Origin of the sequence: Cohnella caldifontis, from assembly GCF_029360585.1 — a bacterium.
Lineage (GTDB): Bacteria > Bacillota > Bacilli > Paenibacillales > Paenibacillaceae > Cohnella > Cohnella caldifontis.
The window spans coordinates 23515-33656 of sequence record NZ_JAQZSJ010000030.1 but is presented as its reverse complement, the minus strand read 5'-3'; the positions used below and the strand labels follow the sequence as shown (position 1 = coordinate 33656).

Sequence of the window (10142 nt, the reverse complement as noted above, 5' to 3'; positions counted from 1 at the left end):
AGTTGGGTTCGATCGCGCGCAGGTCTGCAGAGCAGACCGAGCACGCAATCCGATTCTACCGCTAAGGTTATCATCGTCGAGTGCCCCGCTGAGCTAAGCTTTAGCGGGTCTGTAGGTTACCAAGAGGGAACCAACCTTAAATGTTTTGACGTCCACGAGATGGAATTCCTTCTGCTCGTTAAGATTGTCGAACAAATGCTCACCTACGTTGACCACAACCGGGTGCATGACGATCTGATATTCGTCAATAAGATTTCTTTTGCAAGTGATCGGACGAGCGTTGGACTACCGAAAATAACAATGTCGCCGCCGTCACCATTTTTTAGGTCCATAATTTGCTCTTCAATATTACTGCCGGTCAATGGGTTTGGAGCTTCAAATTCTCCCCATTTTAGCTTGCCCGGCGGTTGGGCGCTTGTTACAACGAGTTTGTGGGCGTTGTTTATTTTATCACCCAGGCTGGACCCTCGAGTATTCGGCCACTTTCTAGAAAGGTCTTCGTAGGTTCCGCGACCAAGCAAAATGGTATCAGCGGTCTCGAAAATATTGAATAGATACCGAGATCCTTCCTCAATGCCGGCGCTATTTCTCCAGACAGCCCAGTTGGTTTTGTCCCCGCTTGGGTCGCCAGTGACAACTCCGTTAATCGTACTGTGAATGAATAGAATGATTTTGCGCATGAACGATCGTCCTTTCGATTTTTGATAATCGTAATTTTGTTTCTCCATTGTTAAGACGAAATTAGGTTACGATATTCATCGGTGTATTCGTGTAGGAAGCCTAAATGGGGAAATAAAGGATATTTCGGAAAAATGCCGAATCTCTTCTCTTAATCTATAGGGACTCACATCTCAGTAGGGGGCCCGCATGAGCGAAACTGCACTGCAGCATGCACCGGAACTCCAGTTATTCGACAGCCTGAAACCGGAGTTAACATCGTTCTGTTATCGAATGCTAGGATCGATCGATGACGCAGACGATGCCGTTCAGGAAACCTTTATTCGTGTTTGGCATAGTTGGAACTCATTCAGACAAGAATCCTCATACAAAACATGGGTTTATCGGATTGCTTCAAATCTATGCCTGGACAAGCTAAGACAAGCGGAACGGCGAACTCGTCCCGTTGACTTTTCCGACCCCGCGGCATCCATTATCGTACCTAGTGAAACGCTCCCCGACTCAACCTGGATCTGGCCTGCCCCAGCATTTTCGGAAAATCCGGAGGATATACTCATTCGCAAAGATACCCTTCAACTCTGTCTGATTACGCTCTTGCAAATTTTACCTCCGCGCCAACGTGCGGTTTTCCTTTTGAAAGACGTATTTGAGTGGTCCTCCAAACAGATTGCAGAATCGTTAGGAATGACGCCGGCAGCGGTTAACAGCGCCTTGCAAAGAGCCAGAGAAACGATGGATCGGGCGAAACTCCGTTCGGAAGAATACCGCTTAATGGATGTCCAGCCTGATCAAGAACTGCTTTCACGGTATGTGGAAGCTTTTGAACGATTTGATATCCATGCATTGGTAGCCTTGTTTCATGAAGAAGGCCATATGTCTATGCCGCCTTTCCCTATGTGGGTTCACGGCAAGGACGATTTGTTCAAGTTTTATTCGCTTGCACGCTCGCATTGCGTAGGTTCCCGTTTTGTGCCGACTAAGGTGAATGGCGGTTACCCGGCTTTCGCGCAATATATGCCGAGCAATGACAATACCTGCTTGATACCCTGGGGAATTCACGTCATCGTGATGAAGGACATGAAGATCTTTCACGTCCAAAATTTCGTCAACGCCGAATTATTTTCGCGATTTGGGCTTCCCGAACAATTAGACCGATGAATATGGCAACCGGATTACGTCTAAATAAGTAAGAATCCCAAGTTACCCATCCAATTTCCGAGGTGATTGAAATGGCATTGACTTCCACGCAAACTTATGTGAACTTGCACGTACGGAATGTAAAACAATCCATCGCGTTTTTCACGGGGCTTGGTTTTGCGCTTGATATGAAGTTCACAGACGAGGAAAGAGCGGCCTGCATTGTGATTGGCGACAATCTGTTTGTGATGTTGACGAACGAAGAATTCTTCAAGTCTCTCACGAACAAAGAAATCGTCAATACGGACAAGCATGCGCAGTTTACTCTTGCGTTGTTCGTTGAAAACCGGGACAAAGTGGATGAGATCGTCAACACAGCGGCATCGTTGGGTGGAAAGATCATTACCGAGCCGGAAGATCACGGTTTCATGTATCAATGGGGCTTCCAGGACCTGGACGGTCACCTTTGGGCGATTGGAGCCGCATGAACATCGGAAGTTGACAAGCGCAAACGGGTTGACAACCACGAGCGCACGCATTATGATTATCGCTATTGCTTTGTTTTCACTTAATTGAATATCGTAAATTCGTATAACCCTGCGAAATATAGGGCGGGGGTCTCTACGGGAAGCCTTAACTTCCTTGCTACGAATATGGAATCGCGTTCTTCCGATTCTGTATTCACGGCAAGGAAGTTTTTTTATTTTCAATAAGCAGCGAGGATCATCGCAGGAGGATGTAGGAGAGAATGAAATACAGATTGGCGGTTTTATTTGGGGCGATCTGTTACGGCATCTTATCGACGATCGTCACGAAAGCGTACAGCAAAGGATATATGCTTGGAGAAGTGGTAGGAAGTCAACTGACGACGGGATTCCTATTGGCGTGGCTTCTCGTTCTATTCATGAAATGGAAGGAATGGAAAAACGGGCAAACGAAGAGGGACGCCATATCGGCTCCGAACCCTTCATGGAAGCAACGCGTCATCCTAATGGCAGCTGGCGTTCCTACGGCTGTAACAGGATTGTTGTATTACGAATCCATACGCTATATCCCCAATTCGATCGCAATTATATTGTTATTCCAGTTCACGTGGATGGGAGTGTTGATACAATCGGTCGGACAGCGACGGCGCCCTAACGGCATCATGTTGCTCACGCTGGTCGTTCTGCTGGGCGGAACATTGCTTGCGGCGGGCATACCGGATCAGGGGTTTGCCGGGTTCAATGGGGTCGGCGTCCTATTTGGCTTCTTATCTGCAATAAGCTATTCGATATTCATTTTGCTCAACGGGAAAGCAGTGCCTTCCATACATCCGGCATACAGAGGCGCATGGATGATCACGGGAGGCATGCTGTTCGTGTTCGTCATGTTCCCGCCGGGTTTCCTGGTTAACGGCGCGCTTTTGGACGGGCTGCTTCCTTATGGCCTCATGCTCGGCTTGTTCGGGGCATTCCTCCCTCCGGTGTTGTTCGCGATCGGAGTTCCGCGCATCGGAGAAGGTTTGACAGGCATTCTGGGCGCTGCCGAGTTACCCGTCGCGGTTATACTGTCAGCTGTCGTTTTGCATGAAAATGTCAGCGGTATTCAATGGATTGGGGTTTTAACGGTGTTGCTCGGCGTCATGCTTCCCGAAATTATTAAGAGAAAGGGCGGCAGCTCCGAAATATCATGGCATGGGGGAACATAAGCAGCCGCCTCGAACCATAAATGTATCAAACATAGAAACAGCGGCAGCCTTGGACCGAAAAATAAAGTCCTAGATTGCCGCTGTTTGACTGAACTGAACGCTTCACCGCACGTCAACTGCTTATTCGGGTTTCTTTGCTTTAAACATTTCCCCGATCGCCCCCGCAGCCCCAAGTGTCTCGATTGCGCTGGATGGAATGAATACCTTGTTCGCCGGCCCTTTGGCAACTTCGCTCAGCGCTTCGAAGGATTTATACGCCAACACATTTTCGTCCAACCCGGCTGCGCGAAGCTGTTCAATTCGGGTTCTCTCGGCTTCCGCCACGGCTTGTATCGCTTTTGCCTGACCAAGCGCTTCCAATTCCTGAGCCTGTCGAAAACCTTCCGCTTCCCGGATACGTGCTTCCTTGTCGCCTTCGGCTTTCAGAATCTTGCTCTGCTTGTCTCCTTCCGCACGAAGGATCATATCCTGTTTGGCAGCCTCGGCTTCAAGAACGATCGCCCGCTTGCTGCGCTCCGCTTTCATCTGTTTGTCCATCGCTTCTTGAATGTCTGTAGGCGGCTTAATGTCGATGACTTCGACCCGCTCGATCCGAACGCCCCATTTCTCAGTCGCTTCGTCCAAAGCGATTCGGATTTCGGTTGATATTTTCTCCCGACCGGACAACGTCTCATCCAACTCAAGTTTCCCGATGATTTGCCTCATCGTGGCCGTTGTAATGTTGCGAACGCCGGAAACATAATCGGAAATGCCGTAAGTGGCTTGTTCGGGAGCAACGATTTGATAAAAGATGATGGTATCGATCTGTACTTGCACATTATCTTTCGTGATGACCGATTGAGGAGGAACGTGCGCTTGCTGGATGCGCAGATCATGATTTACCCGTACATGGTCGATAATCGGAATGAGGATGTTCACGCCAGGCTGAAGCAACCGGTTGAACTTACCGAGCCTCTCCACCACGCCGACTCTCTGCTGCGGTACGATTTTAATGGTGAGCGCTAGAAAAATGATAACGAGTGCAATGATAACGATTACAATAAGAGTACCCATTAATGAATTAGCCTCCCCTTTTTTCAACTTCCAACGTTGTCGTTCCTCTATCAACAACTACAACGGCTTCGCCTTTTCGTAGATTTTGCTTGGAGACCGCGGTCCACGTTTCTCCTCCCACTTTTACGATACCCGGCTTTCCCTCCCCCACATCTTCCTCCACGATCCCGTGCTTGCCAATAAGCTCGTCGATGGGATCGTGATAACCTTTTGATACTCGGATTACCCGGGTCAAACGCTTCGTAAATAGGGTGAGCAATAGCGCAATTACCGCACACGTAATCCCTTGGGCCGTGAACGATCCAGGGAGAGCAAGCGCGATTACTCCTGCAGCGATCGCACCGATTCCAAGCCATAACAAATAAAAAGTCAACGTCAACATCTCAGCAATGAGCAAAATGACGCCTATGATGAACCAAATTGCCCAGCTTTCCAGCATGCTTCACCTCTTTTGCAGGGCATTTTCTTTTGAAGGGTTATTACATGCAAATATTATATAATAAACACCAAATGTTTACACCGGCTGCCTGCTTTCGTCGTTTTACGGCGCGTAAGCGGCAAATTATGGTTTTGCACAGCCACGGTTTGCCTCCGCCCAAAAAAACTCTGACCGCACGCCGCATGAGGTCAGAGTTTTTTTGTGGAGTAGAAATGGGAGTCGGCGACCGAGAATCCGCGCATGATCTCCCGCCAGGCGGAATCGGAGCCGCGCCAGTCGAACCCTCTTGGAATCGATACCGAAGCGATCCCCGGGAAGCCCCAGTCCTCGTGCCGGATCTGGTAGTCGTCCTTGAAGTTGACGACGAGCAGCCGAAAGCCGCGGGGAGCGATCGAAGCCAGCGCCCCGTGCAACTGAAGCGATTCCGACTCGGAAGTCTCGATTCTGACGAAGCAGATCGGCCCGCTGGCACTGGTGGAGAGCAAGGCTTGTGCGCGACGGCGAAGCTTACGCGCGACGTCGGGGTAAGCGTCAATCCAGGACTGAATCAACGGGAAGTCGTGATACGACTCGAGGTTGTAGCCGGTGTCCCGAACGATGTAATACGTCTGGGCGACGCCGACTACCTGCAGCCGATCCGCATCCAGCAAACCGTCGAACCGATTGCGGATAAGCCGGGAGACGTCGGAGGCGTTGCGGGAGATGAGCCAGTCCAACGGGCCGGCGAAGCGCCTGAGGCCAAGCCTTCGGAGTTGATAGGCGGTCTGACAGGTGGTACCTAAGCTGATGAACGCCTTGTAGGCGCCAGCGCAGTCGTACCAGCGCATTCGCACCCTCCTAGTGGGCCGCTGGGCGTGGCGGCGCTAATGTTGTATCACAGTATATCGGAGCCCGGGCAGACGGGACACCGATAACAGCCTGCAGGCTTACGGGGAACGGGAATCCTTACTCCTAGGCGAATAATTAAAACCGGCGATATACCGGCCGTAAGGACCGGTTTTTGTTGGAACCATTCGATTGAGCTCGCTCTCTTTGTTAAAAGGGAACGCAAAGGCAGCTATTTCGCATGGAGGAAACGTTTCCTAAAATAATGCTTGACATCTGCCTATGAAAACGGTACCATGGAAACAAGAATTTGAAAAGCTTTTCAGAACGTAAAAGGATGTAGGATATGAAACCAACGATCCGAGACGTGGCCAATCTGGCAAAAGTTTCGATCAGCACCGTTTCCCGTGTCATGAACGCTCCGGACTCCGTTGTCGAGAGTAAGCGGACGCGCGTTCTGGATGCGATTGAAAAGCTTAAATATCAGCCGAACGCGTTGGCCCGAGGCTTGATCTACAAGAAAACGAATACGATCGGCGTCGTCATCCCGGACATACGCAACGCTTATTATGCCGATGTGCTTCGGGGAATGGAAGATGCCGCGGACAAGCGAGGATTCAGCCTGATCATCAGCAACATGGATCGGGACCGCAAGCGGTTGTTTTCCTATTTGAATACGTTCTACGAGAAACAAGTGGACGGCATTCTCTATACGAGCGACTCGGTTTTCCCTGATTACTATAATGAATTGAATCGGCTGAAGATGCCGATCGTCCTCGTTGCCACCCATTCGATGGAATACGAGCTGCCTTCCGTTAAGATCGACGATGAACAGGCGGCATACGACGCGGTCAAGTTCCTGATTGAGAACGGCCACAGAAAAATCGCGATGATCGGCTTCGAGCTCAGCGACAACATCTCGGGCTTGCCCCGTTATCAAGGCTTCCTCCGCGCGTTGCGTGAGTACGACTTGGAATCGTGCAAAGACAACGTCGTTTTCGCCAACGGTTGGACGTACGATGCGTTGGTCGTAGCGGAGTCCCTTATCGAGAAATGCCCGGACGTAACCGCCGTATTCTGCGCTGTGGATGAATTCGCGATCGGTTTATTGTCCTGTTTGCATGAAAGAGGCGTCAAGGTGCCGGATGATATATCCGTCATGGGATTCGACAACATCCGCATGGCGCGGATGACGATTCCGAAGCTGACGACGGTGGCACAGCCGATGTACGAAATCGGTCAACGCGCCGCCGAGAAGCTGATTGCCCGCATCGAAGGGCAGGACGATCCGGTTCTGCGCGAGTATTTGCCCCACGGCATCGTTGTTCGGGCTTCGACCAGGCGATTAGAAAGGTGATTTTTTATATACCGGTTTGAAAAGCTTTTCAAGATTTTGGCATTGTGGTACGCGATTCAGTCGACCTTTTGAAGGAGGTGGGGCGCGGCGTTTTTGAACGATCATCGATCCTATTTGAGCAAAGGTGAATCCAAACAAGCCAACGCCCAACACAATCCAGAATTGGCTAAACAGGCTAAATCAATACAACAGCGGCTGCAAGGAGAGGAATGGTTGCGTTATGAAGCATTTGGCGGGCAAATCGTCGCCGATCGATGAAGAATTGTTGAATGACCTCCGTCCAAGGATCCAAAGCGGATCCTTAATTGAGGGGGATGCTGAAAAGGTTTTCACCTTATTCGGCCAAGTGTGCAATCAGACGGATGAGATCCAATACGAAATGAACGGCATGACGCAGGTGTTCCAGTTTAATCTGGACCAGGAAGTGTATACGATCGCATTCAGTGACGGAGTTTGCGATGTATACGGCGGTACGCTGAAGTCCCCTACGGTGATCTTCAACATCTCTATGCAGACAGCGCGTGATATCGTGACCGGGAATATCCATTCGAGCGTGGCACAAATGAACGGGGATATCGTTTACACGGGGCCTCGTCAAGAAGCGCTTGAGTTCCAGAGAATATTCGAACTATTCCTTGATCTGTTTATTTAAGGAGGCAGCAGTCGAGATGGAGAAAGTCAAATTCGGCATTATCGGAGCTGGCGGCGCATTTCACTTTCACAGCAACGGAGATCGGGGCTCCAAATATATCAGCTATGCAGCGGTTTTCGATAGAGACTTCGAGAAGGCCAAAAAAATGGCGCGCCGTCATAAAGACGGCGAGATGAAGCCTTACGAAACGCTGGAAGAAATGCTCAGTTCCGATATCGACGCGGTTCTTGTCATGGTTCCCCACATCTATCACGTCGACGTCGTCGTGCAATGCGCCCAAGCAGGGAAGCATGTGCTCTGCGAAAAACCGATGGGAACGACCGTGGAAGGCTGCCGCAAAATGATCGAGGCCTGCCGCGCCGCGGGCGTGAAGTTCATGATCGCGGAGAATCACCGTTTTCTGCCGGCGCATGTTTACATCCACGATATCATTCAGCAAGGGCTGATCGGCGATATCCTGATGATCCGTGCTTACGAGGGCGTGAACGAAATTGCCGGCTTGTCCGAGAGCGGCTTCTGGAAAGGGGACCCGATCAAAGCCGGCGGCGGATCGCTGATGGACATGGCTTCGCATAAGTTTGCGACGATCGAATACATACTGGGCTCCAAATGTACGAAAGTCGTCGGTACATTGGCGAAACAGGCCATCAATTTGCCCGAAAAAGCGGAGGATAACGCCATCGCGATTGCTCATTATGAAAACGGTGCCATCGCGGACATCATGGTCAGTTTTACGCAGCTTACGAAACCGTATAACAGTATGGAAATTTTCGGCACGAAGGGCACGATCTTCGAAAACCACGAATGGGAAAAGCCGGTCCGGTTTAGCTCGTTTGACGAACGCATGGGCGAGAACATTCAGAAGTGGATTGAGCCCGATATTGAACACGCCACTTTCCCGGAATATTATACGATTTCCGTGCGTGAGACGGACGAGCACTTCGCGCGCTGCATCCTGGAGGATCGCGAGCCGGAATTCACGCCGGAGCAGTCGATGAACGCGATCACGGCGATCTTGGCAGGTTACCTGTCCGCCATCGAAGGCCGGCCGGTCGAAACCGCGGAGATCGAGAAAATGGCCGATGAGCAGCGTACGATCGAGATTCTGGAAAGGCTCGCTCCCGCCGTGCCGATCAACAAGAACTTGCCGGAGGTGAATGTCGTGAAACCGATCGGATACAACCAGAAGAGAGCGGCGCAAGTCATGAAGGAATACGATCTCGACTTGTTGATCGCCGCTTCGCCGCAGAACGTGTACTACTTGAGCGGACTGCCGCTGCTGCACAGCGCGCCGAATCCGATCCTGCTGGCGCTCAACAACCAGTATCCGAACCTCGCCATGATCCGCCGCGAAGGCGAAGGCACGATCGTTCATTGGAACGTCTTCAAAAGCGCCGACCGGTTCAGTTGGTTCCATGACGCGGTCGGGATCGAGAGCCAAGAGGAAGCCGGGAAAGCCCTGTTCTCGAAAATCAAAAAATGGGGGCTTATCGGCAAGCGCGTCGGGATCGAATCCACCGCGCCCAAGTTCCTGGTGGACGCCATCACCCAAGAGAAAGTCGGCATGACCGTGGTCGAAGTCGACGACGCGTTCCTGGACTTGCGCATCGTCAAATCGGAGCAAGAGATGGAATACCTGGAGAAAGCCGCGCAAATCACCGAGCTGGCCTTGAAGGATACGATCGCGGCCGTCCGCGAAGGCATCACCGACCTCGAGCTGCTCAAAATCGGCAGAGACGCGATGCTGAAGCACGGCGCGGACGATTGGGACCACCTGACGCTCACGATCGGCGACTCCGACCCCGAAGCGCCGGGCACCGGCCGCGCCGTGAAGAAGGGCGAGATCGTCCGGCTCGACTTCGGCGCGGTATATAAAGGATACGTCGGTGACGTCAACCAGCACGTGGTGGTGGGCGAAGTCCCGGCCGAAGCGGCGAAGCTGGTGCAAGGCCTGCTCGATTTCCAGAAATATTTCGAAGACCGCATCAAACCCGGCGTCAACATGAAACGGCTCGGGGAAGAAGCGGTGGCGTGGTACAAGGAGAACGTGCTGGACGGCACGGCCATCTCGATCGGCCACAGCATCGGCTTGCAGTGCGAGGATCAGCATCTTTTCGGCGCTTTCGGGGCGGTCGACAAGGCGTTCGAGAAAAACATGGTGTTCGAGATCGAAGCGTGGGAAGAGTACAAAGGCGCGCTCATCGGGGTCGAAGACTGCTACGTGGTTACCGATGACGGCTGCCGCAAAATGACGACGATGCCGAAAACGATTATGGCCGTCTGATCGATCCTCTTCCGAATCCGAATGAAG

The 10142-nt window shown here is 51.6% G+C and carries 10 protein-coding genes and 1 riboswitch; of the genes, 6 read left to right on the top strand and 4 right to left on the bottom strand.

Features of this window, described 5'->3' with window-relative positions; genetic code table 11:
* Positions 1-203: 203 nt before the first annotated feature.
* The gene (locus PTZ19_RS24245; RefSeq protein ID WP_276358226.1) at positions 204-680 is read right to left on the bottom strand and encodes a dihydrofolate reductase family protein; all 477 of its coding nucleotides are present in this window, start codon (positions 678-680) and stop codon (positions 204-206) included.
* A 187-nt stretch (positions 681-867) separates the two neighbouring features.
* On the opposite strand from PTZ19_RS24245, the gene PTZ19_RS24240 reads away from it, so the two are divergent.
* The 3 genes from PTZ19_RS24240 (at position 868) to PTZ19_RS24230 (ending at position 3505) form a co-directional block, all read left to right on the top strand.
* A complete protein-coding gene (locus PTZ19_RS24240; RefSeq protein ID WP_276358225.1) occupies positions 868-1836 on the top strand; it encodes a sigma-70 family RNA polymerase sigma factor in 969 nt (322 codons plus the stop codon).
* A 71-nt stretch (positions 1837-1907) separates the two neighbouring features.
* Positions 1908-2303 (top strand): VOC family protein, encoded by a 396-nt coding sequence (locus PTZ19_RS24235; protein ID WP_276358224.1) that lies wholly within the window; start codon positions 1908-1910, stop codon positions 2301-2303.
* 79 nt (positions 2304-2382) lie between these two features.
* Positions 2383-2483: riboswitch (purine riboswitch) on the top strand.
* A gap of 80 nt (positions 2484-2563) precedes the next feature.
* Entirely contained in the window at positions 2564-3505 is a 942-nt protein-coding gene (locus PTZ19_RS24230) for an EamA family transporter (RefSeq protein WP_276358222.1), read from the top strand.
* Positions 3506-3625: 120 nt separating this feature from the next.
* On the opposite strand, the gene PTZ19_RS24225 is transcribed toward PTZ19_RS24230, so the two are convergent.
* The 3 genes from PTZ19_RS24225 to PTZ19_RS24215 all read right to left on the bottom strand — a co-directional run bounded on the left by PTZ19_RS24225 (position 3626) and on the right by PTZ19_RS24215 (position 5824).
* On the bottom strand, positions 3626-4558 hold the full coding sequence (locus tag PTZ19_RS24225; protein ID WP_276358228.1) for an SPFH domain-containing protein: 933 nt from the start codon (positions 4556-4558) through the stop codon (positions 3626-3628).
* A gap of 7 nt (positions 4559-4565) precedes the next feature.
* The gene (locus tag PTZ19_RS24220; RefSeq protein ID WP_276358221.1) at positions 4566-4997 is read right to left on the bottom strand and encodes an NfeD family protein; all 432 of its coding nucleotides are present in this window, start codon (positions 4995-4997) and stop codon (positions 4566-4568) included.
* Between the two features lie 188 nt (positions 4998-5185).
* Positions 5186-5824 (bottom strand): DUF1796 family putative cysteine peptidase, encoded by a 639-nt coding sequence (locus tag PTZ19_RS24215; protein WP_276358227.1) that lies wholly within the window; start codon positions 5822-5824, stop codon positions 5186-5188.
* A gap of 344 nt (positions 5825-6168) precedes the next feature.
* On the opposite strand from PTZ19_RS24215, the gene PTZ19_RS24210 reads away from it, so the two are divergent.
* The 3 genes from PTZ19_RS24210 to PTZ19_RS24200 all read left to right on the top strand — a co-directional run bounded on the left by PTZ19_RS24210 (position 6169) and on the right by PTZ19_RS24200 (position 10115).
* Entirely contained in the window at positions 6169-7179 is a 1011-nt protein-coding gene (locus PTZ19_RS24210) for a LacI family DNA-binding transcriptional regulator (protein WP_276358220.1), read from the top strand.
* 220 nt (positions 7180-7399) lie between these two features.
* On the top strand, positions 7400-7831 hold the full coding sequence (locus tag PTZ19_RS24205) for an SCP2 sterol-binding domain-containing protein (protein WP_276358219.1): 432 nt from the start codon (positions 7400-7402) through the stop codon (positions 7829-7831).
* Between the two features lie 16 nt (positions 7832-7847).
* The gene (locus PTZ19_RS24200) at positions 7848-10115 is read left to right on the top strand and encodes a M24 family metallopeptidase (protein ID WP_276358218.1); all 2268 of its coding nucleotides are present in this window, start codon (positions 7848-7850) and stop codon (positions 10113-10115) included.
* Positions 10116-10142 lie beyond the last annotated feature (27 nt).

Coding starts and splice junctions, on each gene's coding strand:
- PTZ19_RS24200 (WP_276358218.1), top strand. CDS start 7,848: ATGGAGAAAGTCAAATTCGGCATTATCGGAGCTGGCGGCGCATTTCAC.
- PTZ19_RS24230 (WP_276358222.1), top strand. CDS start 2,564: ATGAAATACAGATTGGCGGTTTTATTTGGGGCGATCTGTTACGGCATC.
- PTZ19_RS24220 (WP_276358221.1), bottom strand. CDS start 4,997: ATGCTGGAAAGCTGGGCAATTTGGTTCATCATAGGCGTCATTTTGCTC.
- PTZ19_RS24245 (WP_276358226.1), bottom strand. CDS start 680: ATGCGCAAAATCATTCTATTCATTCACAGTACGATTAACGGAGTTGTC.
- PTZ19_RS24240 (WP_276358225.1), top strand. CDS start 868: ATGAGCGAAACTGCACTGCAGCATGCACCGGAACTCCAGTTATTCGAC.
- PTZ19_RS24225 (WP_276358228.1), bottom strand. CDS start 4,558: ATGGGTACTCTTATTGTAATCGTTATCATTGCACTCGTTATCATTTTT.
- PTZ19_RS24210 (WP_276358220.1), top strand. CDS start 6,169: ATGAAACCAACGATCCGAGACGTGGCCAATCTGGCAAAAGTTTCGATC.
- PTZ19_RS24205 (WP_276358219.1), top strand. CDS start 7,400: ATGAAGCATTTGGCGGGCAAATCGTCGCCGATCGATGAAGAATTGTTG.
- PTZ19_RS24235 (WP_276358224.1), top strand. CDS start 1,908: ATGGCATTGACTTCCACGCAAACTTATGTGAACTTGCACGTACGGAAT.
- PTZ19_RS24215 (WP_276358227.1), bottom strand. CDS start 5,824: ATGCGCTGGTACGACTGCGCTGGCGCCTACAAGGCGTTCATCAGCTTA.